This is a genomic window from Pseudomonas sp. AU11447 (assembly GCF_001672555.2).
Taxonomy (GTDB): Bacteria; Pseudomonadota; Gammaproteobacteria; order Pseudomonadales; family Pseudomonadaceae; genus Pseudomonas; species Pseudomonas nitroreducens.
In genome coordinates this window covers 523,644-548,283 of record NZ_LZDG02000017.1, presented here as the reverse complement: position 1 = coordinate 548,283, position 24,640 = coordinate 523,644, and the positions used below count along the sequence as shown (strand labels likewise).

The 24,640-nt window shown below is 57.5% G+C and carries 22 protein-coding genes; 12 read left to right on the top strand and 10 right to left on the bottom strand.

What is annotated here, in order from left to right; translation table 11 throughout:
* The first annotated feature begins 19 nt into the window (after window positions 1-19).
* The 5 genes from A6723_RS03165 to A6723_RS03145 all read left to right on the top strand — a co-directional run bounded on the left by A6723_RS03165 (window position 20) and on the right by A6723_RS03145 (window position 3,121).
* Window positions 20-1,024, top strand: a complete 1,005-nt coding sequence (locus A6723_RS03165; RefSeq protein WP_043318604.1) for a YqaJ viral recombinase family protein — start codon at window positions 20-22, stop codon at window positions 1,022-1,024.
* Between the two features lie 88 nt (window positions 1,025-1,112).
* The gene (locus A6723_RS03160; protein ID WP_042929546.1) at window positions 1,113-2,063 is read left to right on the top strand and encodes a hypothetical protein; all 951 of its coding nucleotides are present in this window, start codon (window positions 1,113-1,115) and stop codon (window positions 2,061-2,063) included.
* Window positions 2,035-2,532, top strand: coding sequence for a DNA repair protein RadC (radC, locus tag A6723_RS03155; RefSeq protein WP_042929547.1), 498 nt, complete (start codon window positions 2,035-2,037; stop codon window positions 2,530-2,532). The genes A6723_RS03160 and radC overlap by 29 nt, the downstream gene beginning before the upstream one ends.
* Window positions 2,533-2,545: 13 nt before the next feature.
* Window positions 2,546-2,755 carry a hypothetical protein gene (locus A6723_RS03150; protein ID WP_042929548.1) on the top strand — a complete coding sequence of 70 codons (210 nt, stop codon included), beginning with the start codon at window positions 2,546-2,548 and terminating at the stop codon, window positions 2,753-2,755.
* A gap of 60 nt (window positions 2,756-2,815) precedes the next feature.
* Entirely contained in the window at window positions 2,816-3,121 is a 306-nt protein-coding gene (locus tag A6723_RS03145; protein ID WP_042929550.1) for a hypothetical protein, read from the top strand.
* On the opposite strand, the gene A6723_RS03140 is transcribed toward A6723_RS03145, so the two are convergent.
* Window positions 3,108-3,455 (bottom strand): helix-turn-helix domain-containing protein, encoded by a 348-nt coding sequence (locus A6723_RS03140; protein ID WP_043318606.1) that lies wholly within the window; start codon window positions 3,453-3,455, stop codon window positions 3,108-3,110. The two genes, A6723_RS03145 and A6723_RS03140, sit on opposite strands and share 14 nt — an antisense overlap.
* Before the next feature lie 131 nt (window positions 3,456-3,586).
* Here A6723_RS03140 and A6723_RS03135 point away from each other — a divergent pair, with 131 nt between their 5' ends.
* Both A6723_RS03135 and A6723_RS03130 read left to right on the top strand, forming a co-directional pair.
* Window positions 3,587-3,940 (top strand): hypothetical protein, encoded by a 354-nt coding sequence (locus tag A6723_RS03135; protein ID WP_042929653.1) that lies wholly within the window; start codon window positions 3,587-3,589, stop codon window positions 3,938-3,940.
* 127 nt (window positions 3,941-4,067) lie between these two features.
* On the top strand, window positions 4,068-4,856 hold the full coding sequence (locus A6723_RS03130) for a hypothetical protein (RefSeq protein ID WP_043318608.1): 789 nt from the start codon (window positions 4,068-4,070) through the stop codon (window positions 4,854-4,856).
* Window positions 4,857-5,032: 176 nt separating this feature from the next.
* Here the strand turns inward: A6723_RS03130 and A6723_RS03125 are convergent, their stop codons facing one another.
* The 7 genes from A6723_RS03125 to A6723_RS03095 form a co-directional block, all read right to left on the bottom strand.
* A complete protein-coding gene (locus tag A6723_RS03125; RefSeq protein WP_043318609.1) occupies window positions 5,033-5,803 on the bottom strand; it encodes a nuclease-related domain-containing protein in 771 nt (256 codons plus the stop codon).
* Between the two features lie 101 nt (window positions 5,804-5,904).
* Window positions 5,905-7,089, bottom strand: a complete 1,185-nt coding sequence (locus tag A6723_RS03120; protein ID WP_043318611.1) for a GIY-YIG nuclease family protein — start codon at window positions 7,087-7,089, stop codon at window positions 5,905-5,907.
* Window positions 7,082-9,148, bottom strand: coding sequence for a DEAD/DEAH box helicase (locus tag A6723_RS03115; RefSeq protein ID WP_043318615.1), 2,067 nt, complete (start codon window positions 9,146-9,148; stop codon window positions 7,082-7,084). The genes A6723_RS03120 and A6723_RS03115 overlap by 8 nt, the downstream gene beginning before the upstream one ends.
* Before the next feature lie 58 nt (window positions 9,149-9,206).
* Complete coding sequence (locus A6723_RS03110) at window positions 9,207-11,957, bottom strand: DNA methyltransferase (protein WP_054909037.1); 2,751 nt, start codon at window positions 11,955-11,957, stop codon at window positions 9,207-9,209.
* Window positions 11,958-12,124: 167 nt separating this feature from the next.
* Window positions 12,125-12,826, bottom strand: coding sequence for an inovirus Gp2 family protein (locus A6723_RS03105; RefSeq protein ID WP_043318619.1), 702 nt, complete (start codon window positions 12,824-12,826; stop codon window positions 12,125-12,127).
* 499 nt (window positions 12,827-13,325) lie between these two features.
* Window positions 13,326-13,559 (bottom strand): AlpA family transcriptional regulator, encoded by a 234-nt coding sequence (locus tag A6723_RS03100; protein WP_043318621.1) that lies wholly within the window; start codon window positions 13,557-13,559, stop codon window positions 13,326-13,328.
* Between the two features lie 69 nt (window positions 13,560-13,628).
* Window positions 13,629-14,840 carry a hypothetical protein gene (locus A6723_RS03095; RefSeq protein ID WP_175405520.1) on the bottom strand — a complete coding sequence of 404 codons (1,212 nt, stop codon included), beginning with the start codon at window positions 14,838-14,840 and terminating at the stop codon, window positions 13,629-13,631.
* Window positions 14,841-15,162: 322 nt separating this feature from the next.
* Between A6723_RS03095 and A6723_RS03090 the strand changes: the two genes are divergently transcribed.
* From A6723_RS03090 to A6723_RS03080, 3 genes are all read left to right on the top strand, one after another.
* Window positions 15,163-15,837, top strand: coding sequence for a hypothetical protein (locus tag A6723_RS03090; RefSeq protein ID WP_054909038.1), 675 nt, complete (start codon window positions 15,163-15,165; stop codon window positions 15,835-15,837).
* Between the two features lie 282 nt (window positions 15,838-16,119).
* On the top strand, window positions 16,120-18,579 hold the full coding sequence (locus A6723_RS03085; RefSeq protein WP_054909039.1) for a site-specific integrase: 2,460 nt from the start codon (window positions 16,120-16,122) through the stop codon (window positions 18,577-18,579).
* 307 nt (window positions 18,580-18,886) lie between these two features.
* Entirely contained in the window at window positions 18,887-20,194 is a 1,308-nt protein-coding gene (locus tag A6723_RS03080) for a site-specific integrase (RefSeq protein ID WP_054909040.1), read from the top strand.
* A 124-nt stretch (window positions 20,195-20,318) separates the two neighbouring features.
* Here A6723_RS03080 and A6723_RS31075 read toward each other — a convergent pair whose 3' ends face one another.
* Together A6723_RS31075 and A6723_RS31070 are read right to left on the bottom strand one after the other, a co-directional pair.
* A complete protein-coding gene (locus A6723_RS31075; protein ID WP_175405519.1) occupies window positions 20,319-22,646 on the bottom strand; it encodes a relaxase/mobilization nuclease domain-containing protein in 2,328 nt (775 codons plus the stop codon).
* Complete coding sequence (locus A6723_RS31070) at window positions 22,636-22,941, bottom strand: MobC family plasmid mobilization relaxosome protein (protein WP_071557623.1); 306 nt, start codon at window positions 22,939-22,941, stop codon at window positions 22,636-22,638. The genes A6723_RS31075 and A6723_RS31070 overlap by 11 nt, the downstream gene beginning before the upstream one ends.
* 438 nt (window positions 22,942-23,379) lie before the next feature.
* Between A6723_RS31070 and A6723_RS03055 the strand changes: the two genes are divergently transcribed.
* Complete coding sequence (locus A6723_RS03055) at window positions 23,380-23,865, top strand: hypothetical protein (RefSeq protein ID WP_054909044.1); 486 nt, start codon at window positions 23,380-23,382, stop codon at window positions 23,863-23,865.
* Window positions 23,866-23,907: 42 nt separating this feature from the next.
* Window positions 23,908-24,513 carry an MbcA/ParS/Xre antitoxin family protein gene (locus A6723_RS03050; RefSeq protein ID WP_054909045.1) on the top strand — a complete coding sequence of 202 codons (606 nt, stop codon included), beginning with the start codon at window positions 23,908-23,910 and terminating at the stop codon, window positions 24,511-24,513.
* Window positions 24,514-24,640 lie beyond the last annotated feature (127 nt).

Sequence of the window (24,640 nt, the reverse complement as noted above, 5' to 3'; positions counted from 1 at the left end):
ATGTCGGCAGGTGAACAGCATGAAAGCAACATCATTGAACGGCAGCACCAGCAAGAAACGCCCTGCCCTGCGTCTGATCAGCACCAAGGAGCTGCCGCGCGAGGACTGGCTGCAGATCCGCAAGCAAGGCATCGGCAGTTCGGATGCCGCCGCTGCGGTCGGCCTGAATCCCTACAAATCACAGCTGGAGCTGTGGCTGGAGAAGACCGGTCGCGATGCCGGCATGCCCAAGGCCGATCCCCAGGATGAGGAAAGCCCGATGTACTGGGGCAACGTTCTGGAACCCATCGTGGCCTGGCACTACAGCAAGCGCACCAAGAACAAGGTGCGGCGCATCAATGCCGTGCTGCAACACCCGGATCTCGAGCTGCCCTGGATGCTGGCCAACATCGACCGCGAGGTGATCGGAGCCGACGACGTGCAGATCCTCGAATGCAAGACCGCCGGCATAAACGGGGCACGTCTCTGGAAGGAAGGCATCCCCGAGTATGTCGAGCTTCAGGTGATGCACCAGCTCGCCGTCACTGGCAAGCAGGCTGCGGATGTCGCCGTGCTGCTCGGCGGCCAGACGTTGGAGATCCACCGCATCGAGCGTGACGAGCAGATGATCACGCGCCTGATCGAGCTGGAGCGCAAGTTCTGGCAGTACGTGGAAACTGACACGCCACCGCCGGCCGATGGTACGGCGTCCGCGGAGGCAGCTCTGCGTTGCCTCTACCCGGAGGACAACGGCCAAGTCGTCGACTTCAGTAACCACGCCGGACTGACCGCCGCCTATATCGAACTGAAGGCCCTGCGGCAGTCGATGGCCGACAAGGAAAAGCGCGAGGCCGAGCTCAAGCAGATGCTGCAGCAGGCCATGGGCGATGCCAGCCGGGCGGAGTTTTCCAGCGGCTACGTTTCCTGGCGCAAGGCCAAGGACAGCGTCGGTCTCGATGTCGTGCAACTGCTCCAGGACAAGCCGTACCTGCAGGCCAAGTACCCGCTGCTGAAGCCCGGTGCGCGGCGTTTCCTGGTCGGCTGATTTCCTCCTCCATCCCCCCTTCCCCCTTGGCCAGTCCATGCAGTTCGCGCTGCGTGGCTGGCTTTTTTTCATTTTCAGGAGAACCACCATGCTCAAAGGTCTCGCACTCACCCCGCCGGTGCTCGGACGCATCTCCATCGGCAAGGTCGTCGAGAAGAACGGCAAGCGCCTGCCGGAGAAGGATGACCAGTTCACCATTACCTCCCAAGTGCAAGGCAAGGACGGCTGGCTGCTGCATCCGCTCAATGACGAGCTGCGTCAGGGCAAGGACGACAAGCTGCGCAGCATCCCGGTACGTCTGCTGTTCAACGAACCGGAGCTGAACTTCCGCGCCGACTACACCCTGTTCGACCGGCAGTCCGGGCGGCCGCTGTGCGTGGGTAATGGCGAGACCTGCAAGCGCGTCACGCAGGACGGTATGCAATCACTACCCTGTCCTTCACCGGATGCATGTCCGCTGGCCAAGGGTGGTGCCTGCAAACCTTACGGTCGGCTGAACGTGGTCATTGGCGATGACGATCCGTTGGGGAGTTTCGTGTTCCGCACCACCGGTTTCAACAGCATCCGCACCCTGGCAGCTCGCCTGCATTACTTCCAGGCCATCTCGGGCAACCGCCTGGCGTGTCTGCCGCTGGAACTGCGCCTGCGCGGGAAGTCCACCCGGCAAAGCCATGGGACGCCGATCTTCTACGTCGACCTCACGGTACGCGGCGGTATGGACATGACGGAGGCACTGCAGGCCACCAATGAGCTCGATGCGCAGAGGCAAGCAGCAGGCTTCGATCAGACCACCTTGGATGAAGCGGCGCGACGCGGCTTCGGCAATGGCGCCTTCGAGGACAGCGAGGAAGACGCTGGCGCCATCGCCGAGGAGTTCTACCCCGTCGAGGAAAGCCCCTCTTCAGCCAGCAGCACACCCCAACGCTCTGCGAAAGCCAGCCTGGCCGAGAAGCTGGCAGCACGAGCCCAGCGTGGCATCCCACCGACAGATAACCCTCAAGGAGCCCAGCATGCGCTTGCACAAGCTGAAGGCCAGTGACGCCACAGGCACCTACCTAGTGGAGTCACCAGTCACCGAAACCGACATCCTGCTGATGGCCCGGCAGTTGGCGAATCTGCGTCTGCGCCGGGGGCGAGCACTGACCTCACCGAAGGCGGTATTCAGTCACCTGCAGGCGCTGCTGGGCGATTACGAGCATGAGGTTTTTGCACTACTCCACCTCGATAGCCGTCACCGGGTAATCGCCTTCCAGGAAATGTTCAGGGGCACGCTCGACGGTGCCAGCGTTTATCCACGCGAGGTCGTCAAGGCAGCCCTGGAGCACAACGCCGCAGCAATGGTTCTGGTGCACAACCATCCCTCTGGGGATCCAGAACCCAGCCAGGCAGACCGCAACCTAACCCACAAGCTGAAGGAGGCACTGAGTCTGATCGGGGTGCGAACGCTGGATCACATCATCGTGGGTCGTGAAGGCAGCGTGTCGCTGGCGGAACAGGGCTACCTGTGAGGAGAACACGACGATGAAGCTACTACGGATCTTTGCCGCCGTGTTCATGTTCGCCGGCATCCTCGCGGGCTGCCTGGCCCTTCTGCTGCTGGTGCTTCTGATGGTGCGCTTTCCGCCCCTGCTGATCGCCGTGCTGCTGGCGTGCTGGATTTTCTGCCGCCTCGTGAACGCATTGGCACCCGGAACAGCCGCGGCAGATTCCGCCACTGCACCACCGAAATAATCACTACCCCTGAGCCGCCAGGCATGCACTGGCCGCCTCAACTCAATAGGGAGCATGACGATGAACAGACAGTGTTTGATCTGCGACTCAAGCGCCGTGCTGACACGGGACGCAGCCAAAGGGCTGACCCTGCTGGCCGGGTTGCTCAATGGCGCAATCAAGGGCGCTCAGCGCCCACATGAGGGGAGCGGCCAGGCCGCTCTTCTCAACGGTCTGGCAGCAGTCGTACCCGCTTGCCCGGAGGCACGAAAGGCGGCAGAGGATGTCGCGCGGTTTCACTTCGCCGGCTTCGACTGCCTGTGCCTGCGCTGCGGCGCCTTGTTCGACGAGACGGCAGAAAGTCAGGAGGGCCTTAGTCCCGGCTGAGGCGCGCCACCAGACGCTCCACAAACTCCAGCACCAGCGCACGATCGTCCGAGTTCAGCATGGACAGCAGCCCCTGCAGTCGACGCGCCTGATCCTCTGGGCGCGAGCTTCCCTCGGTCAGCAGGTCGGCGGTCTCACAGCCGAAGACAGCCGCCAGTTCAATCAGACGTTCGACATTGGGCATGACGACCCCACGCTCGATGCGTGAAACGGCCTCACTACCAATCCCCAAGCGCTCCGCGACCTGTTCCTGACTCAGCTTGCAACGCACTCGCTGACGAGCAATCGCTTGGCCCACGACTTCCGCCAACTGCTTTGAATCGCTTTTCGACATGCCACCCCTCCAGATCAACTCGGATGGTTGGGCATCAACCTGTTGACATGAAGGACTTCACAAACCGAGACTCAACCCAAAAGGTCGATATTCAACTTTTCCTCCAACTCCAAGCAGGGAGCACAGAACAGATGCACGTCATCACCGGACTGAACGAAGCGCAGATCGAAAGTCTCGTGCGCAGCAAAGCGTCCTTCGAGATCAACGGCCTCAGAGGCAATTTCACGGAAGGCATCAAATTAGTCGAAACCAAGATCGAAAGCGCGGGAATGAAATGCCGTGTCATCAGCGATTTGAAAGGTGCAGCTATGCGCGGTGGAGCACTTGGGGCGGCGGCCACTGTGATGTCAGCACCAGCGACACTCACCCTGGCTGCACTGACCATTGCAGCAGGTGTCGGCCACGCTCTCGCCACCTACAACCCCGATTACGAAATCATCAAGGACTACGTGAACAAGCGGCTCAAGGTCCTCTACAAGAAATAGCCCTTCAATCCAGAGCTACCAACAGCGAAGAGTTTCGTTTCACAGCAGGCGAGCCCTGCTGCGCCAATGGTCGTTCAACAGCCGGATCCTTTCGCTCTCGCAAGAAATCACAGACTGGAGTTACCTCATGAAACGGATACTCAGCATCCTGCTACTAGCCTTCTGCGTCAACGTCAGCGCCGCTGTCGACTACACGTGGACGAGTCTCGCCATTCCCGACGAGACATCCACTAGCGGTCTCCCAGAAGCAATTCCATGCATTACCCAGAAAGCCCCTGACGGAAAGCCGCTGCTACGGTGCACGTGGCTAGAAATGTCCCGCGACGTGCTCATCTGGGATGCTCAGCGCCAGCAGGATGTGCGTTATCGCAACCAAGTGAGCGGTACGTGCCTGCGCGGTAAGTGCCGGACTAGCAATGCCATCGTGGGCGAGTGGAACCAGGATGGGTTCTTCCTACTCTCCATCTGGTATCGCATCGGTATCAGTTCCGACGGTAAGGCGGTCGCCTATCGCATCGATACCTCGCGCCAGGTGTCCTACGCCGAGGCAGGTACGCTCCTGTACCAGTTCTATCTGGATATTGGCGTCCCTGATGATCATCTGGTGCCGACGTTCGATGGGCGCTATGAAGGCGGCTATGTAGCGTGGCAGGCACAGAGAGGAGGAGTTCAAGCTGGGGCCTCGCCATCGTCTGGCCCCTCAGATCAATCTGAATGGCCGGAAGTTACATCCGCCTGGTGCAATCCGCGCATGGATGACGAGTGCTACATCAATAACCAGAGGGTACCCGTGGCAGACCTTGGTAAGTGGTTGCCTGCCGTTGCTGAATCGAACATCGATCAGATCGGCGGGTACTGCGAGACCATCCTCTGTTTTGATAAGGACAATCAGCCTGCCGGTTACCTACTGCAGTAACGGACCTGAGTTCCACTGGATCAATCAACACCACTGAACCACCGCTGCTATCTCACTCACCGGCATTGGCCGCACTACCAACAGAGGGAGCCCCAAGCCCCCTCTTTTTTTGCCCTCAAATGGCGCAATGGCGTGGTGTTCTGAAGGCGATGCCGGCTAGGACACTCAACAGCCGATTACAGACTCTGCATCACTCGACACTTGGGAAACGCCGAACAGCCCCAGAATTGTTGCCCTGCTTTCGGGCCGGACTTCACAGTGCGGATCAGCAGGACGCTGCCACATTTCGGGCATTTCCGCTCTGCTGTTGGATCACTCCGACGCTTGAGGTTGTGCACGTGCTCGCGGTGGGTGGCGAGAGTGGGGGCGCGGCGGCCAGTTTGCAGGGCCTGCACCATGGTTTCGACTTCAGTCTGGCTGAATATCGGCTGCTGAAACGACTTGATGTAGCGGATAAAACCAATTCCCTGGGTCACGTTGGCCGGCACCTCGGTTTTGAACGTGCTGCCGCCGACAAAGGTAATCACCGAGTGCAGGTACTCAGGGCTGACGCCCAGAGTGGCTTCAAGCGCTTTGAGATGCTTGTAGTTCTGCCGCAGCGGATTCTGGAATTTGAAAGTGCGTTTGTAGAGCTTCTGCGTCCACTGCGCCTGCTTCTCGCTGCCGAAGATCCAGCCGCTCATGTTCTTCGTTTCTAGCACGAAGATGCCGTAGGGCGAGAGGAATACGTGGTCGATTTGGGTGGTGCCGTCTGGAGTGTTCAGGGTGACGTTGTGCAGGCCACGGTAGATTTGCTTGTCCAGTTGCCAGTGAGCGAACAGGCGTACCAGGAGCTCGCCAATATGGCCCTTGGCCCAGGGCGACTTGAGTAGGCCAATCAGCAGCATCAGCGGGATTAGCCAACTGACGGTACTCCAGACCTGGGCGATGATGGGGGTGAAGTCCATTTCTTAACCTTCGGCGATCCTGAATCTGCCGGATCTTACCCAAACAAACCTCAACAGAGGATAAGGCGCGCGGTTTATTGGCCTCGCGCCCTGTAGCACAGCTATCCCTGCGTGATGAGTCGAGCTGATTGCGGGTCGTACGCCACGCCAGTGATTGAGCCATCACGAATACGCTCCACTGCTTCGTCAATCACGTGCAGCGGCACCAGGAACCACTCCCTGGGCTTGACCGGGTTGCCAAAGCGGTCGGGGATGGTCAGCTCTATTTGGGCAGGGCTGAACAGCCGGTGGAATAAGTTTTCCATCCGTGCGCGATTGATGTTGTGCAGCTTGTAGGTCGCCACAACCTCAACTTCCGCCAGTAGGTAGGTGGCGTCCTTGTCAGCACCGGCGATGCGCGTTTCCACCTTGCCGCCCGTGACGCCGATTTTGTGGATCAGATCGCGATGCTCGGCCACGAAGGGATGCGTTGAGTGGCTGCGAAGCACGTAAATGGTGCCACTCTCGATGTCGTCGGGATCCAGCGTTTCGCCAAACAATGGGCCTGCATCCGCATCGGTAATACGACGGCCGGCATCATCCTTGTACAGTGCACGCTGCAAGGATCTTCGCAGTAGATTGCTCTCTGTGCCGTTGGAGTAGATCACCCTCAGCCGAGCATCGCTCTCACCATTCGGAGCCTTAATGGGCTCACCGACTTCAGCCACATAAACCGTCTGTCCGCCAAGGATAAAGAACTGTCCTTCCTCGATGCTGGCATCCCGGATGAAGGTGCGAGTCACACGGCTGCCTGACTGCAGCTCACGCTGTACCAGCTCAAAAAGCGGCTGGAAGCGCTCGAAGTCCTCGCAACGATCGCGCTGGGCAATCTCCTCTGCCTCACGCTTCTCAGCATTGCTGCGAACGTGGCGAAGATTCTGGATGTCAGCACCATCATCGTCCCCAGCCAACTCCGCCAACAGCTCATCGTCCGTCATGGAGTAGTCACCTTGCGGCTCCCGTACCTCGATGGCATTCAGCAGGCCCTGATGGTCCATTGGTTGCAGCAGCACGCGGCATTCTTCCTGTTCGCGCAGGCGATCCAGACGCACGGCATACAGGCGCTCGAAGATATCCTTATCGTCGCCGTGGCGCGGCGCGCGGCCGTGCAGCTCAACGAAGCGTTGGATATCCTCGAAGCCGGCGATGATGCGCTCCTCGCGAGGAGTGCGACCGACCTTCTTGTCTGAAGTGGCGAAATCGGAAAGCTCCGCTTCCAGCTCATCCAGATCGAATTCGTTAGCCATATCGGCCCTCTTTCTTGAAACGCATAAAGGCTGCAGCGCCTTCCGCCATGCTCCGCTCCCAAGGGTCTTGAGCGGTCAGGGAAGGCACCCGGCCATGATCCTTCTTGAATTTTACTGCCCGCACGGCAAGATCTTTGGCTTCTTCAGGCGTCAGTCGAGTGCGCTTGGCACCAATCACCGCCGCAACCTGCTTGAGGCTTTCCTCGCTCATGGTCTTGGCCAGGATCGCGTATGCCTCGCTGAACGGATTGATCCGGTCGATCAAGTCGATATCCAGCTCCCGCACATCCATTGCAAACTTGCGCACGCCATCAATCAGAGCCGTGCTGGGGGTGCCATTCCCCCCATTAAGCGTACTTTGCGGATCATCACCTAATACCAGCTGCTTGGCTTGCTGGGTCAGGTTCAGGGCAGCAATGGCGTGTTGGCGAACGGCCTCCTGATCCTCGGCATCCAGTTCGGGATACTTGTCGCGGATGATCTTGCCCATACGCAGCTGGGTCAGCTCCTCGGGCACCAACTCATCATCGAACAGGCCGCGCTCGATGTTGGTTTTGTCCTGTACGAAGCTGGCAATGACCTCGTTCAGGTCTTCCTGGCAGATGCGATTGGCTTCAGGGCTCTTGGGTTCAGCCAGGCCCTTGATTTCGATCTGTAGATGGCCGGTTTCGTGGTTGAAGCCAACATTGCACTTGTCCGGCTGATAGCCTGCGTCTCCGTAGTCAAAGCCTTCCTGAGGCCCACTGGTGGGGGTCTTCGGCTTGAACTCGAAGCGCGGTGCCAGAACCTGTTCCATCAAGAGGCTGGCGGCAATTGCCTTGAGTGTGTCGTTCACGGCCTCGGCCACCACCTTCTCGCTGGCATCTGGCTCGGCGATCAGGTTGGTGAAGCGCGCCCGTGCCTTACCGGGAGCATCGCGGGTTGCTCGGCCGATGATCTGCACAATCTCTGTCAGGCTGGAGCGGTAGCCCACTGTGAGTGCATGCTCACACCAGATCCAGTCGAAGCCCTCTTTGGCCATGCCCAGAGCGATGATGATGTCGACATGGTCGCGGTTGTTCTTCTGGGTCGGGTCTTTCAAGGCTGCCGCGACTTTGTCGCGCTTGGCCGGGTCATCATCCACCAGGTCGGCAATACGGAGTAAGCGTCCATTGGCGGTCTTCACAAGTTGGAAGCCTGTCACCGGGTCGGTGCCTTGCCACTCACCGAGCTCTTCGATGATGTGCTCGACCTCCCGGATCTTGTCTTTGGTGCTCTCGCGGGAGTTCACGTTCGGGATGTGGAGGATGGTTTTTTCGCTATGGTCGAGCACCTTCAGGATGTCGTCGGAGTATGCGCCCGAGTAGAAGTAGTAACCAATGTCTAGCTTCTTCAGGTGCTCGTAGCCGTTGAGCTGTTCGTAGTAGGTGTAAGTCACGGTATCGAAGCGAGCTTCATCGGTCGGCGCCAGTACGGCCTCGGCATCACCTCGGAAATAGGAGCCGGTCATGGCGACGATGTGCACCTTGTCGCGAGCGATGAATTGGCCCAGGTGAGTGCCCAGTTTATTGTCCGGATTGGCGGAAACGTGGTGGAACTCATCCACGGCGATCAGCCGGTCATCGAAGGCCGCCACACCAAATTTATCCACTGCGAAACGGAACGTGGCATGGGTACAGACCAGTACCTGGTCGCTGCTTTCCAGGAATGCGCCCACCGCATTGACCTTGCCGCCATCGTCAGTGCCTGGTGCATCACACAGATTCCAGCGAGGCTCTACATGCCAGTCGGCCCAGAAGCCATAGCGGCTAAGGGGTTCGTCGTGGAAGCTCGATCCAATGGACTTTTCCGGCACCACGATAATGGCTTGCTTGATGCCCTGATGGGCCAGTTTGTCCAGGGCGATAAACATCAAGGCTCGGCTTTTACCGGACGCGGGGGGCGATTTAATCAGCAGGTACTGTTCGCCGCGTCGCTCATAGGCACGCTCCTGCATAGGGCGCATGCCCAGCTCATTGGCCTTGGTGGATCGTCCGCTCTGGGCATAGGAAACGGAAACGGAGGGAACGGTTTGAGTCATGTCTACGCTACCAGTCAGGGCTTCATGCCCATGTGTTTGATAAGGATAAGGTCACTCATTACTTGGCCTTCCGTGGTTTCTGGCTGGCCGTCATCTTGGTATACAGCTCGAACAGCTTCTCCAGGCGTTCGGTATCGTTCTTGAAGCAACGACCTATATAGATGCGCTCCAGCATTTCGTCGTTGCGCTCGTGTGCTGCACGCAGATTGTCCGGCATGGTCTCCGGGTCGTAGAGATCTGCAATCGTGGCCGGGAAGTGAGCTTCGCGTGCCAGAAGAATGTCTTCGGCGCAGCGGGTGAGGTCGGCTTTGTTTTTCTCGGTCAGAGGCGGCACGGGGAATGTGTTCCAGCCTAGGGTATTAGAATAGGAAAAGCGCATCTCAAGACGGACACAAACGCTGGCTATCCAAACCCAATGTAAGCGCGAAGCGATAAGCGACATATTCCACAAAGGTGCATCATAAAGGGCAAAGTTTCGGTCACCTACGACGTAATTTGACGTGAGGTAGTCGACTGGCAAGTAAGGTCTATTTTCTGACGATACCCTCGGCACCACGATGGCTGTTTTTTTCGTTCTGCCAGCAATTTGGACAAAGCGATGTGGCTGTTTTGAAAACTGTCTAGTTGATTCGGCGTTCGACTGATTTCGGTTCTCCGCGACCAATCGCAGCCTCTGCGCTATAAATTCGCTTTTAACTGCCGCTTCAACTTCAGCATCTTCAATCCACAGGCAATAGCGCTGCCGCCCATTAATCAGTTCATCCGAACCAACGAAGTGCTTAATAAAATGCTGAGCAATCGAGTCTTCCTTGGCGATCTTTTCTGCTAAATCACTATCCAAGAACAAGTGCCCGCCATCGCGTGGCATATTTCCGAAGAGCATAATCGATTGCTCGCCGATTGGTAGGTTGGCTTTCTGCACATACGCCAAACTGTCCGGTACTAGATAGGGGCCGATTGCGGAGCACTGTTTGACTAAGTCGTCTTGGTAAATCGTCTTTGAAGCAGGCGATTTTTTGCTCAGACCGACGATAACAACCGTGACACCAGCATTGTTGCTGGCCAAGTTAGCCCACTTGAATGAGGTGTGAGCAAAGCGAATCTCACAACCACGCTCAAATGCTACCGGCCACACCTCTGTCGCTTGCTGTCCTTGGCAAACGCTGTTGGTCGCTACAAAGGCAGCTACAGCGGATGGTTCTTGATCGGCATAGTCCAGGAAGCGGGCGAACCAACCCGTTACATAATCGGTGGTCTTGGCTAACTTGGGATGCTTACGCCAGGCTTTTGCTAAGTCAGCCTTTTGTTCCTCGCTTTGCCATTTGCTCCCACGATAAGGCGGATTACCACAGAGATACGTTTCTCCACCTTCATTCTCGAAATCAATCTGGGCTTGATCCAATGGGCTGCCAAATAGGTCGTCAGCATGTAGCTTGACGCTGGTTCCGGTGGGAGGGCACACACTGAGCCAGTCCAGTTGTAGAGCATTCCCGCAGGTGATCCAGTTCTGATTGCTCAATGGCAAGAACTCTAGAAGAGCTTCCTTCTGCCCTCGGTACAGCACATCGCACTGATACTCAGCAATGATCAAGGCCAGGCGTGCGATTTCTGCCGAGAAGTCCCGCAGTTCGATACCTCGAAAATTAGTCAGAGGAATGTCGCTTTTTCGTCCCGGCTCGCCACGGCGCTCATTGAGTGCGTTTTCAATCTCACGCAGTTGTTTGTAGGCGATGACCAGGAAGTTGCCTGAACCGCAGGCCGGGTCGAATACACGAATGCGCGCCAAGCGCTTACGTAGGTTGAGCAGCGTGCGCGGGTTGTCGCCAGCCTCTTTCAGCTTGGCGCGTAGCTCATCGAGAAACAGCGGGTTCAATACCTTGAGGATATTAGGCACGCTGGTGTAGTGCATACCCAGGGCACCGCGTTCTTCATCGTCGGCCACGGCCTGGATCATGGAGCCGAAAATGTCGGGATTGATCTGCTTCCAATCCAACGCGCCAATATGCAGCAGGTAGCTGCGGGCAATCCTGGAAAAGCGCGGCACGTCTGGCTCACCAGAGAACAGTCCGCCGTTGACGTAGGGGAAAGTGTCAGCCCAGCGCGGCAGGTTTGCCGAAGCCCGTTGAGCAATCGGGGTATTCATGGCGCGGAATATCTCGCCCATCACCTCATGCAGGTTGGCAGCATCCCGGCCACTCATTTGCGCGAGAGTGTCGGTAAACAAGCCAGTTCCGTTGAAGATGTCGGTGTCTTCTGCGAAGAAGCAGAAGATCAGCCGTGCCATGAAGTGGTTCATTTCATGGCGGCGCTCGGCGGTGCCCCAGGTCGGGTTGTCCTTGAGCAGCTCCACATAGAGCCGGTTCAGACGGCTGGTGGCGCGGATATCGAAGGAGTTCTCGCGGATCTGCTTGACCGTGGAAATGCCCGCCAACTGCAGGAAGAAGCCAAAGTGATCAGGGAAGTCCGGATAGGCGCAGGCGACGGTTTCGCCGCTTTCTAGCTCCTCGGCCTCCAGTGTCTCGCCATCAGTAGCGAGCACGTACTTGACCTTGGCCCGAGCTGTGGCCGGGCTAGCTTTGAGGGCAGCCAGCGTCTCAGTGACCTTGCCGGCCCCACACACCGCCAGGTGGATATTGCTGGTTTGCAGCACGCCACCCAGATCGGACTTGTTGGTTACCCCCGAGCGCAGGCGCTTGAGAGTGGTTTCCTTGTTGCCGAAGGCCTGCAGGAAGGCATAGGGAAACTCAACCTGATCAAACGGCTGACTTGCCAGGTCGGTGATGGCTTGTTCGATTTCTACGGCGTTCATGAGATGAGGCTATCCGGGTCGCTACTGCGAAAAAGCGGCAAAGGCAGGCGCAGAGGCCTGCCGTCCATGCAAATTGAAGGGATGATAAATGAAGGAGCAGAGCGCAGGTGAAAGAGATCCACGCGCTCGTCGGACACGAGCATTGCCGCTAATCAAACAGCAGCCGACTACCCCTTGCTGGTGTCGAATCCGCGCAGGCGACTCCCGTAGGACTTCGTAGCAGCCTTGCACAGGTAGCTTGCACGGCGGAACAACTCCGGCAGTTCATCCAGCTTGCCGTCGGGGACGTTCTGGTAGATTCGATACGTGGCATTGTCCGTGATATGTACCAGCCCATCGACCTGATCGACCGAAAGCTGCAAGGCACTGGCCCAAGCTTCCTGCAGACGCGCAACGAGATTTCGCCTCGTAGATTGCACCCTACCCGGCCTGTGATAGGCATCGCGATTGAGCAGGAATACCAGATGGTAGTGCGGCCTTCCCCCCATCCCAACCTCCCTTGCCCAGGCATAGCGCACCCTGCAATCCCGAGCATCCTTCTTTTCTTCACGTAGCTGACTGCGGTGGTATTCGATCTTGGCGCTGAATGACGCAATAAACCTGCTGATGACCTTGTTGGCGTCAGCGTATTCAGAGGGATCGATATCCCTCGGCAGGTTTAGGTCCACCCTGAATGCCATGACCCTCGGATACTGAGTGAGCGCCCGCTGGATAACCCGCAGGAGACGAGATAGATACTCCTCAACGAATGGCCCCTTGTCGATCATCAGGGGTAGGCCACGGTACGTCGGCTGGCGATACAGATGGAGGTTGGTGTTGCCGGGATGACGAAGCAGGTGGTGACTGGCTGTATCGAGCTGGTGAAGCATGGTTATGACTCCTGGTTGAGGTTCATACACATGTTTCATCTGTGGATTTTTCTACCGATACCCCGTACTGGTACCTGTCCCCTCTCGGCTGGGCAACCTGGGGTCAGTGCTTGCAGCTCATGCCTCAGCAACCCTGCGAACCCTACTCGATAGCTCAGACAGTGCTCACACGGTGTCAGATAGCCAGAACCCTACGGGTAGGAAGAGCAAGTAAAAGCATAATACCCGTGCCGCAATTGACGCTCTCGGCTACGCCGTGATCGCGGGATGTTTTCTCACGGCCACACCGCGAATTTCTCCAGGGTGCCTACTCCGGTAATAAACCATCGAGCAACGGCCCTGACACACGCCATCAATCCAACCTCCGACTCCCAACGAACCGAGCAATGAGGAGCAGGTATTGCTCAGTTCGCTAGAGGCTCCCCACAGAGGACATACCGCCCCACACGGCATAAGCGCCATGACCAGCCGTAGCCAGCCATGGCGCAGATGGTCAGTTCTAGCTGGCGACACTCAGGTGACCGGTTGAGCGCACCGCAGCCCCCTGCTCCGCAAGGTCACGCTCTTCGATCCTTGCCAGGATCCAGTCATGCACCTCGCTATCTACCCAGCCGACGCAGCGGTCGCCCAGTGATACCGGCTTCGGGAAGGTGCCTTCCTTGATGTATTTGTAGATGGTCGACCGGGCCAAGCCGGTCGAGTCGATAACTTCTTTCAATCGAATGATCCTCATGAACGGGCTCCTCGTATTCGTTCAGAGGATCTGCAGGGGCGGTAAGAAATAACTCGAAGGGTCGGGCACCTACTCGGTTAGCAAGCCAAACTCATAGCGGTTCCACACATCCAGGTCAGCCTCGCTGTCGAACTCACGAAGAAATCCGCCAGGGACATCTTTGTACACAATGCAGCCTTTCTGATTCTCGGGAGCCGGGTAGACGATCAGGGAAACGATCATCAAGCTATCATTCCCCTCTTCTGACTCCGGCGCTGGTATCAGTCTAACCAACTGGGGCTGGTACCCCGGCCACGCCTTGCCATTGAGCTTCTGCTTCAAGCGCTCGGACCAGTCGAACGCAACCTCAAAAAAGTGATCGAGCACTTTGGGCCAGTAATAGCCAGCCTCGTTCTGCTCCGGCTTCCCGACCTTCAGTTGCGCTAACTCTCGACCGATCATGCCCGCCAGCGATGCAGGAACTTCGCCGTACCTTTCGCCCGGCCCTCCCCAGGTCAGGGAAAGCAGATGCGACGTGTACCTGGCCAGCTTGTGATAAAGGACATCCAGCGCAGCAGGCCCCAGAGAGAGAAGAGCCCCTGCTACATCAAACGGCAGCCTGTTGGTCAACCTTTCGTTGCGGGATAGTCCATCTTCTGCATAAACCAACAAGGCGCGGCGGAGGCTCTGCTCACCTAGCTGCGGGTGGTCGAGGCTCAGGTAGTAGGTACTGGGAACTCTGGCCCCAACGAAGAAGCCATTGGATACGCCCGGTACATGACCACGTATGAAGCCCAGGCTGACTAGTCGCCTCACCTGATGTTTGAGCGCAATCGGACTCAGGCCCGTCATAGCACGAAGCTTCGCCTCCCCCACCCCGGCCACAACCCCGCACTGATCGGCAAAGGTTAAAAGGGCAGCCAAAAGCACTCTCGTGGCTGCCCCCAGGCGTCCACTGGCCCCAGGTGCTGCCGGCCGCCCGTCCTTGCGTACCTGTTTGCGCGCAACCTTTTCGCTCCCGGTATCTGTTTCAGGCCGAGGTCCCTCGGCATAAATCTCCGGCTCACTAAAGAGACGCAGGACCAGGTCCCGATGAGTAAGCGAACTACCTCTTGGCTGGGCAAGCAGATCGAGGAGGTATTGCGACGCCTCATATTCCTGCCCCGGGCGACCCACCTTGTCAGCCTGTTTTTTGGCCACCAACAGCCCAGCTTCGGCTAACTCCCGCACTGCGTCTCTGACCAACCTATCCGTCAAGCAGAGGAGTCTCGCAACCGGTTTGACCTTGAACGAGGCGGTCAAGAGTGCCTGCTCTCGGCATATCAGGGCTTGCAGGAAAAACCTAGACTCTGCACCAACCTCTAGGTCTTCATAAAAAACTAGAAGACTAGCCATTTTATCCACCTAAAACTTAACATTTAGATCACGTTTTATACCCTATAAAATCAGTTTATCAATTTCATGTAACGTATCTGTTAACGAATCTTGTAATAGCGCTGATAACATGACTGCTAACACTTACAAAATTCTGATCAACAGACCTACCATCAGGCCCTGTAACACCCGCCAGTGGTGGGGCGAGTGATCGCACTCTGAATAAGGCGACAGAGAAGGAAACTCGAAAATGAGCGAGGCCGAAGCAGCACCAGGCTGGCTGAACGAGAAGGACAGAGGAGAGTGGCAATGGGCTGCAAGTTACCTATCGAGCCGGTGCTCTCCGTCGCTTCAAGGCAAGATCAGCTTCCTTGCCGACAGTGGATTCAGCCATCTGATCAGATCGATCCATGCCCTCGAATCCGAGGCTGAAGGTGTAAAGCTCATCGAGCGATTGAGAAATGCCGTCAGACAAAGGCGGTATCGATTAGCCAAAGGCGGCAGAAAGACCTGCTCCTTCACGCTCCCGCTCGAAACCAAGACCACACTCAAGAGCCTCGCCAAAGGGCACAAAACAACTGAAACAGCGCTGATTCAGCGCTTGATCGAAGTCGCCGCCCAGGCAGCCGCAGAACAGAAAGAGGGGATGCGTCGCGACGCTCAAATGGCCAAAGTCACACGCAATGCGCGCAAGCTTACGCAGGAGCTGGACAAAGTTCGGATTGATGAGACCAGAAAGCAGCTGCACCACTGCATGAAGCAGCTCGCGCGGTGGGAAACCTTTCTAAAAGAAGAACTGCCAGAGCTATCCCACGAAGACGAAGCAGCCGCAACAACTCTTGCAGAACGCCGAATGCGTGTAGCCCAAGAGGCCATCGATGCCTCCGTAGCCAAGCATGAGATGCTGAGCCCGAGGTCAGTCTGAGCGATTTTCGAGCCTGACACCTAAATGCCAAGCCATGGATCTTCTCAGCGCCCCGACATCCTGAGTTCAAATCCAGCCGCCCGGTATTCCAAATGGTATTCCAGACAAATATCAAACCGAGTTTTTCTCATATTTTTCATAAAGATAGACTATCGTTTCAGATTACCCCGGCCCACCAATCAAATCGTTAAGTCTTTGATTTTTAAGGCTTAACTGATCAAGGGGTTCAAACCGAGTCTGGAAATTTCTCGCAAATTTCCAATTACGACGAGGTTGAACCCCATGATCCATCTCTCTCATTACCTGTACCGCGACCACTCAGATCGCCTGACCTTCCGGCTGATCCTGCCCAGCCTCCTGCAACAACGCTTTCCTTCCGTGGGCCGCGAAATTCGCTGGTCGCTCGACGGCGTCCCACTGGACGACGCTCGGGAGCTGGCCCTGAATCTCGCGCGGCGCATTCGCGATTTGCGCTTCCGTCTGGGCGACATCAAGACCGCCGAAGGCCTGCAGCAGGAGCTCCAGCGGATTCAAGGCTCGATTCCGCCACTGAGTCGCCAGAGTGCCCCCAGTCCGTCGGCGCGCCCCCAGAGTTCGCAGGTCGCCTGCCCGGTCCAGGACCTGAGCCTCAGTGTCGGCCGTCAACGCCTCGAACAACTGCGCCTGACGCCGACCTTTCTGTTGCGTGACGAGCACCAGCTCACAGTGCAGGCCCCCTTGCCGGAGCTGCTCGGAGCCGCCTACCCGCTGATGCTGAAAACCCAGGTGTTCGACCTGCACACCCTGAATCCCCAGGAAGGCGAGCAGCGTGCCGCTTTCATCCTGCAAGGCCTGACGGAGCTGAACGAGCGGCTTCAACATTGCCTGGATCGCGGTGAATGGCTTCCCCTCTACCAGGCCAGCTTCCATCTTGAGGCCCTGCGTCGCTACCTGCTTCCGGAACACGGCCTGCACTTTCACCATGACCCGCGCTGGCTGCCACTGCGCCCACAGGATTTGCGCGAGCGCGACCACGAGCACCTACGCCGTCTAGACACCCAGGCCGGTTCCGACACACCGAGCCATCGGTTGCATCCAGCGACCGGCGGCGCACATCGGCTGGACATCAGCACGCCTCAACTGCTGCGCGAGCACTACCCCCAACTGCCGGATCAGTTGACCCTCGACCTGCACACACAGGATCTGCACGAGGCTGTGCTGAAGGCGGGCTTTGTGCTGGAGCGCTTCGACTGGCTGACCGATCTGGTGCGGCAGGGCCAGCACTTTGGCGGAGGCATTCCAAGCCTGCACGAATTGCGTCTGCACGTGGAGGCAATTCGGGGCCGCTTGCGCCCCGATGACGACCATCCCCAGCCTCCGCGCCCCACGCAACCCGACGCTGCCGCCTCAACGCGAGATACTCGTTGGACCTTGCCCAGCGCGCACGCCGATACGGTGCCAGCCAATCCCCTCGGCGCATTGTTCTCCAACGGCTTCCAGCCACGCAGCGACCAGCGCACTGAGGGCCAGATGAGTGTCCATCAACTGATGGAGCGCTACCGGCGCGAGCAGGAGCTGACCGGCCAGTGGTCCCATCAAGGCACGCGCTTTCTCAACTGCGCACGCCTGGAAGTAGTCTGCGAGCTGTTGGGGCCTACGCGCCCCATTGCGTCGATCACCACCGAAGACTTTCGCAATCTGCGCACTGTGCTGCTGATGTACCCCCGCAACCGCCGACAGATCAGCGAGCTGAACGACACACCGATCCACGTCCTGATCGCACAAGGGGGCTATGAAGCCATTCACGCCAAAACGGCGAAGAAGTACTTCGACCTGGCCAAGGGCATGTTTCGCTTCGCCTACGACAATGAGTGGATCGCCCGCGACATCGCGGGCCCGGTTCGGCTCAAGGAAATCGCCCGCAAGAAGAGCAGCCGCGTTCGTCGCGCCTATACGCAGCAGGAGCTGCAGATGCTGTTCAATGGCCCGGTATACACTGTCCGCGACGTTCCCCGTTGGCGGATGGACAGCTATAAATTCTGGCTCCCCCTACTCGGGTTGTTCACCGGTTCCCGGCTCAACGAACTCTGTCAGCTCACCCTGGAGGATATTTGCCAGAGCCCCGGAGGAATCTGGGTCATGCGCCACAACCTCAACCATCCACACAAGCTGCTGAAAAACGCCAGCAGTGAACGGGACATTCCGCTGCACTCGGTGCTCATCGAGAAAGGTTTTCTGGAGTTCCTCGCGCAACGCGGTGCCGAAGCCTCATCGCGCAAGGAGCTGCTGTTTCCCGAAATGCGCGCGGACATTCGCCGTGCTCACAGTCACCTCGCCTCGCGCTGGTTCTGTGGCGACCCGCAACGGGTCGGCTACTTACAGCAATGTGGTTTCCCACGTCGCAATGGCCTCAGTTTCCATTCGCTGCGCCATACCTTCGTCAACCAGTTGCGCCAGACCGGCGTGGATCAGCCACGTATTCAAGCGCTGACGGGGCATATCAATGACTCGACGACCGGGGAGTATGGCAATGGCTATAGCATGGAGCTCAAGCAGGAAACCGTGGAGATGTTGCGCTTCAACCTCGACCTCAGCCATATCAGCTATGAGCGCTACCTGGCGCTGCAGAAGCGCAGCTTTCGCCCTGGTCGCCCCACCTCGGCACGACACCCCTCGAGCGCTATTCGGAACACTCTGTCGACCGAGAAGCCCGATAACCAGGCACTGGTGGATTGGCTGAAGCAACAACACGACTCACAGTAACCCGTCGGAATGCCAGGCGCCGGCCAGAGTGCCGGCGTCACCATCAACCGCATCCACGGTCTCAGCCGCCCCTTACTTTCCCCTTCACGCAAATAATTTTCTACTTATTGATTTTTCTACAACCTCCGCCAGCCGGAGGTTTAAAAATAATCAAGCCCCGTTTTAAAGCATATCGACATGCAGCAAAGCTCATACTCGCTTGACAGAGCTAAAACCGTTTCTATATTGGGGTCACAAGCTTGGTAGCCCCAGGCTTGGTCATAGAAAGAGTCTCCTTATGGCCTCACTTTGGAGCCAAGGAGTTGCAATGTCATGCACTAACACCCTGACCTTTACTGTCCCGCAACATAATACGCTCGACCCGCTCACGCTGGCCGCCACAATTCAAGCGCTGCTCAATAACCCTCAGCACTTGAACGCCCTCCCCGGTCAGTCTCTACGAGATACTGCAGCCCTCCCCAGCTCACCTGCTCCATCACGGCAGGTCACGCTGCAGTATGCCGCCAACGCCATGGTCCATGAGTACGCCGCACTTGGGCACTGGGAGTATGGCTCCACCTACAAATACCGCTCACAACTGCAGCAGATCATTAATCTGCTGGGGCCTGATCGTCTGACGAGCTCCTTGTGTACGAGCGACCTCACTACGCTGAAAGACTCCCTGAAGTTCAAGAGCAAGAACTCCTTGCGTCTACCTGCGATCGACTCCTCGCGGATTCACGATGCAAACATCGAAGGCAATATCGGCGGCGAAACCATCCACCGCTACTTCAACCTGCTGAAGCGCTTCATCGTTTTCTGCCAGGAATCCAAGTATTCGCTCGGCCAGATAGATATGAGCGTAAAACTTGCCGGGCAATCCCCCAGTACGGACCACTACGCAACGTTCGACTCGACCGAGCTCAATGCGATTTTCAGCAGTCGTGTCTACGCCACTGAACCGACTGATCGCTTCCGCTGGACGCCCTACAGTTATTGCTTCTGGCTCCCGTTGCTTGGCGTGTTCACCGGTGCACGTCCTGGCGAACTGTGCCAACTGAATGCCGGTGATATATTCGAGGAGTCCGGCCTCCCCGTCGTACGCATCACCGACAGAGGCCCCCTGCAGCGCCTGAAGACCGACGCCAGCGCCCGGGACATACCACTTCATCCTCAACTGATCGCTGCTGGTTTCCTCGACTTCGTCGCCATGCGACGCCAGCAGGGTGGCCGATTCCAACCGCTGTTCCCCGAGTTGCCCTATGACCGGAGGCATGGGCATGCGCGCGCGGCCTCCCGCTGGTTCAGTGGCCAAGGCAGCACTGACCTGGGTTACCTCAGCGCCTGCGGCCTCAGTAAGGGGATGGGCTACTGCCTCTACAGCTTTCGCCACACCTTTATTGATCTACTGCGTAAAGCCGGGGTGCAGGAGATGATGATCAAGACGCTTGTCGGCCATGCACTGGACGACGACACGACCATCAACTATGGCCAGAATTTCTCTCTGACCCAACGACACGAGAAACTCGCTCAACTTCGTCTGGATATCGATCTCTCGCACATCGCCTGGGCGAATTACCAACGCCTGCAGCGGCTCAAACCGCATTGCCAGAAAAACAGGCGAGCGGCATCTTAGTGCTGCTGACTTGAGGGCAGCCCATCGCGAGACCATTTCCAGGAGATGGTCAACCTCCTGGCTGTCGATGGGTTGGCTGCTTTAACGAGCGAGGCACAATGTCCCCTGCAAAGTCGCCCACGACTCACGGAGCAGGCGACTCCGGCTGGGGACGAGGTCGCCCATTCAGCAGCCCTTCATCGTGCTCATCCATGACCTGTGAACGTTGTATGGGCACAGCCCCCAGCATCCTGGGTGGGCCCACCTCGCCCTTCAACTGCCGCAGTTGACTCGAAAACTGCATTCCCATCGTTTTTGGGGTGAGCCTGAAAGCACTACAGAGCTGCAGCTGCTCATCATGCCAGCAATCAAACCCAGGCAATGGGAATGACACGCTGCCAGTGTGTGCCCGAACGCTCGCCTGAAGCCCAACCTGCACCTGCTCTGCCAAGCTATCCATAACGTCACGGCGCTCACATCCATAGTTCACATGCACGAAGATCTCGGTCACACCGTTCCGGGTGAACTGGATGGTCGGCTCGACTCCCCGTGCGCTCAGCACCAAGAGATCCGCCTCAGTTACATTGACCAGATGCAGCCAGCTGTCAGCCGATGAGAGCGACAACTGCACATTGCAGCCCTGGCTGTTCAGCACCTGTAAGTTGGACCAAGCAGAGTGAACCTGCTCACTCGCAGTCAAATTGCAGAGTGGCTCGTTGCCGGGACTAGCGCACGCGATACTCCACCGCGTAAACCTGCGATCCAGCTCCCATACCATGTCCATAATGGTCTGCAAGTCCTCGGTTTCGAGCGCAGAATGCACACCCTGGCGCAGCAATGCCGCCGTCCCCAGGCGAGAGGCTCGGCGCATATAGAGCGTGAAGTGAGGCTCGGGACTCAGTCCTGCACCTGCGGATACGAGGACCTCAACACGGTTTTGAGCTCCATCAACATCGCTCGAAGCTCGCTCATTTCCGCCCTCATTTCCTGAACCTCGTTGCGCATCAACACACGCATTTCCTTGAGCAGCACCTGGTTCTCCAGTGCCAGTGATGTCATGCCCTGAAGCAACGGGTACATCGCCTCCGCCAGTTCCTCGCTGGTCGACACTTTTGCCCTCCGCATGGCATCCAACTTTACGGACAGGGCCAGAGACATCTCCTCCGTCCGGAGTTGGACCGCCTGCCGAGCCATCTCCTCGGCCATTTTCAGCTTGCTCATTCATCCACCATTCCAATCGAAATCTATCTGCTTCTGTTGGTTCATACCCCACAACCGAAATGCCACGCAGCGCCAGCTCGAACCACATCCGCCTGCGGAATACCTCACCTCCGGTAACACCTACTCGCTTCACCCCACGCAGCCGAGAACGCTCGGCCATTGCCTCGTAAACAGATTGATGGGCGGATCTGGCAACGCACACCTTGGGCGACTCGATGAATGCGGTCCGCGTCGGCTTGTTCCTCCATACCCAATCGATGCGTTGATCACTGACAGACTTGGCAATAAATCGCTTGAGCGTTGGAGGCTTCCCTTGTGGCAAAGCCGGTACGGAAGGATCGGCCTCCATGTGTATCGACCCCGGATCGACGGGATCAACCGCGAAAGGCCGTAGCAGGTGAAGATGCTGCGATGGCGCAAAGTTGAGCTGTTTGGCGAGCGCCGACCATGAGTAGCCCTTCCCCAGGTCACTTCCTTTCATAGGAAACCCATCCCCATACTGAAACGAGACTCCAGAAACTCGACCAGTACTCGCTATACGGGGGATTGGCGTGACACCGGCATCGAGCAGGCGCTGCCAGAAAACAGGAAATGGGGGATTTCCAGCCAACGCCACATCGACTATTTGCTGAAGCAACATTCGGTTTGAGGGCTGCCCGGTGCGAATGGCCATATTCAGCTCATTGCCCGTTGGCGACCTTTTCCGAGTCGGCTCCCCACCAGGCCGTCCAACGGTCACCTGATACAAGCCATGTTTCACTTCCAGCCGAGCTGCGGCAGCTTCCCAGAGTCGAAAATCCATGCGCGGATTCCAGATCCGTCCACCACGCTCGACGACAGAAAATACGATGTGGACATGCAGGTGAGCCTTATCGCCATGCACGACATACATCGCCTGCCGATCTCCAGGAGCGACTTCAACCATCGCCTCTTTAGCCAATTCAATCGCCTGCTCGGCTGTCAGTTGATCAGCCTTGTGCTCGGTATCCCCGGGGAAAAAACTCAGCACGGAATGTACAAAATAATGCTCCGGTGGCTTTTTCCCACAGCGCTCCCGAGCTGTGAATTCCCACAGCGCAGCAGCCCACTGTTTCGCGTAGCTGAACGGTGTCTCGCCGGGCAACATCGGCAACGCGTTGATCGACTCATGCCGCAGCACGCCCTCATTTGACTTGCCCTTACGAGACAGCAGATACCGAACCAGGATGCGCAAATGTCGCTTCGAGCGATGTTTGCGGACCTTAAAAATCATCCAGCAGCCCCCGCAGGGCACGCAGTTCGGCTGCGATTTCACGCAGTGCTGCGTCATCCACAAGCAGTCCAGCATTGGCCGAGTGAGCCAACTGATTGAGATTGTTGCCGATGCGAGACAAGTGATTGATCGACTCAGCGTCCCAGACTGGGATCGGCGCAATGATTTCGCGATCCAGCGCGGCCCGGACCAGCCAATCGGCAACGCTGAGATGGAGACCACGTGCTTTGGCGGTGATGATTTTCTTGTCGTGAGGAGTTATTCGGAGGCATAGCCTCGCTGTTTTTCTATCCATGATAAGCACCTTGTTATTATTTTTATGTCAATGCTATTGACGTATTAAGTACGCCTTTCTTTTTCAAGCGAAGCGCCGAAAAAGCGAGCCGCGTTGGTAGGAACGAAGTGACGTACAACGCCTTTGCTCGCAATCGCGCGGCCTCAAATAAAGTATCTCACAGCTAAACCTGCGAAAAACGCCGACAGGGAAACTTGGTCGTTTTCCAGGGAAATTCGGTAAGTTACCCCCAGGTTAGCCACCTTTTATGAGCGCACAGTCGTCGAGTGTCTTTCCCACTCAGGCCTTTCTTTTCCAAATTTGGACACCTAACGTTCGAATTCGGCCGTGCCATTCCGATTTCGGCCGCGCGTGGCCATACGCGGTGGTCGTCTGCCGTATTTGGCTCATTGCCACCGAAATCGCCGAAGAAAAACCGAATTGGGAAAGGAGGTGCCAATGGCTCAGCTACGTATGATCAACGAACCTGGACTGGTCGAGCAGGTGCAATCCAGCCTTTACGAGGCCGGAGTGATCTCCCTGACCGAGGTCAGGGACTGCATCTCGAACCCCAGGATCCGGGATTTCTACGTGCGGGATCTCGACACCTCGGGTCTTCCGCTCGCCGGTATCAGTGCCCTGAGTGAAATCAGCATGCTGGCGGACAACAGGCAGAAAACCTATGCCATCAGCCTTGACGGCTGGCGAGACAGGCAGGGGTCGCTTCAGCTTGTCGATGGCTTCCACTTCCAGGACCCGAGCATCTCGATCGTACAGGTCTGGTACTGCGATCCACTGGAGATTCGCTCGCACGAGTTGGCCTGGCTGCTCGCCCTGGCAGTGTCCTTCACCGATTGCGAATTGCGCCGGTGCGAACGTACCTGTGGGGCGATCAACGAAGTCCTCGAACGCCATGGTTTTGCACTAGAAGACTCATGGTTCTGACAGCAAAGCGCATCATGCAGCTCTTGAGTGAGGGCACCCCCCATGGACAAAACCCTGGAAACCATCCTGTGCTCACGGTACCCCAAGCTTCTCCCTGCGCAGGGGCACGGATGCCTTCAGTTATTCGGCTTCGAATGCCAGGACGGCTGGTTCGGCCTGATCTACGCGGCATGCGATTTGATACAACAGCACATCGATCACACAGGTTCGGAACAGGCCATTGCCTCACAGATAAAGGAAAAATTTGGCGGACTTCGCTTTTACCACCACGGAGGTGATGACTACGTCGCGGCCGTAGTGGACCTTGTGGAGCAACTGTCAGAGTCAGTGTGCGAGCTATGTGGGGCCCCGGGCTGCATCCACGAACGCAATGGCTGGCTCAGCGCTCGTTGTCAACACCACGAGAAATGCAGTGAAACATCACCGCCAGACTCGAGCGCCCGGCTCAGGCAGGGGGAGTCGCTGACTCAGGTACTGGAAGCAGCACTCGCGCTCTTCGCCCTCAACTCAACCCAAACATCGCGCTGGTTGGTATCGCCAGCCAGAGCCTTTGGTATGAAATCTCCTGTAGAACAACTGCAAGAGCACAACGGCTTTCATGATGTGATGACCCTGATCGGGCGGATTGAATATGGAGTGCTCCGGTAATCGAATCCGCTTGGCCAACCATCAGATCAATACCAGCCAGTCTGTATCGATTGGTGATGCATAGCAGTCACGAAGCAATGCCGACGCCAAGGGATGACTACCCCAAAGGTGTCTGCTGCAACATGGA

Coding starts and splice junctions, on each gene's coding strand:
- A6723_RS03165 (WP_043318604.1), top strand. CDS start 20: ATGAAAGCAACATCATTGAACGGCAGCACCAGCAAGAAACGCCCTGCC.
- A6723_RS03160 (WP_042929546.1), top strand. CDS start 1,113: ATGCTCAAAGGTCTCGCACTCACCCCGCCGGTGCTCGGACGCATCTCC.
- radC (WP_042929547.1), top strand. CDS start 2,035: ATGCGCTTGCACAAGCTGAAGGCCAGTGACGCCACAGGCACCTACCTA.
- A6723_RS03150 (WP_042929548.1), top strand. CDS start 2,546: ATGAAGCTACTACGGATCTTTGCCGCCGTGTTCATGTTCGCCGGCATC.
- A6723_RS03145 (WP_042929550.1), top strand. CDS start 2,816: ATGAACAGACAGTGTTTGATCTGCGACTCAAGCGCCGTGCTGACACGG.
- A6723_RS03140 (WP_043318606.1), bottom strand. CDS start 3,455: ATGTCGAAAAGCGATTCAAAGCAGTTGGCGGAAGTCGTGGGCCAAGCG.
- A6723_RS03135 (WP_042929653.1), top strand. CDS start 3,587: ATGCACGTCATCACCGGACTGAACGAAGCGCAGATCGAAAGTCTCGTG.
- A6723_RS03130 (WP_043318608.1), top strand. CDS start 4,068: ATGAAACGGATACTCAGCATCCTGCTACTAGCCTTCTGCGTCAACGTC.
- A6723_RS03125 (WP_043318609.1), bottom strand. CDS start 5,803: ATGGACTTCACCCCCATCATCGCCCAGGTCTGGAGTACCGTCAGTTGG.
- A6723_RS03120 (WP_043318611.1), bottom strand. CDS start 7,089: ATGGCTAACGAATTCGATCTGGATGAGCTGGAAGCGGAGCTTTCCGAT.
- A6723_RS03115 (WP_043318615.1), bottom strand. CDS start 9,148: ATGACTCAAACCGTTCCCTCCGTTTCCGTTTCCTATGCCCAGAGCGGA.
- A6723_RS03110 (WP_054909037.1), bottom strand. CDS start 11,957: ATGAACGCCGTAGAAATCGAACAAGCCATCACCGACCTGGCAAGTCAG.
- A6723_RS03105 (WP_043318619.1), bottom strand. CDS start 12,826: ATGCTTCACCAGCTCGATACAGCCAGTCACCACCTGCTTCGTCATCCC.
- A6723_RS03100 (WP_043318621.1), bottom strand. CDS start 13,559: ATGAGGATCATTCGATTGAAAGAAGTTATCGACTCGACCGGCTTGGCC.
- A6723_RS03090 (WP_054909038.1), top strand. CDS start 15,163: ATGAGCGAGGCCGAAGCAGCACCAGGCTGGCTGAACGAGAAGGACAGA.
- A6723_RS03085 (WP_054909039.1), top strand. CDS start 16,120: ATGATCCATCTCTCTCATTACCTGTACCGCGACCACTCAGATCGCCTG.
- A6723_RS03080 (WP_054909040.1), top strand. CDS start 18,887: ATGTCATGCACTAACACCCTGACCTTTACTGTCCCGCAACATAATACG.
- A6723_RS31075 (WP_175405519.1), bottom strand. CDS start 22,646: ATGATTTTTAAGGTCCGCAAACATCGCTCGAAGCGACATTTGCGCATC.
- A6723_RS31070 (WP_071557623.1), bottom strand. CDS start 22,941: ATGGATAGAAAAACAGCGAGGCTATGCCTCCGAATAACTCCTCACGAC.
- A6723_RS03055 (WP_054909044.1), top strand. CDS start 23,380: ATGGCTCAGCTACGTATGATCAACGAACCTGGACTGGTCGAGCAGGTG.
- A6723_RS03050 (WP_054909045.1), top strand. CDS start 23,908: ATGGACAAAACCCTGGAAACCATCCTGTGCTCACGGTACCCCAAGCTT.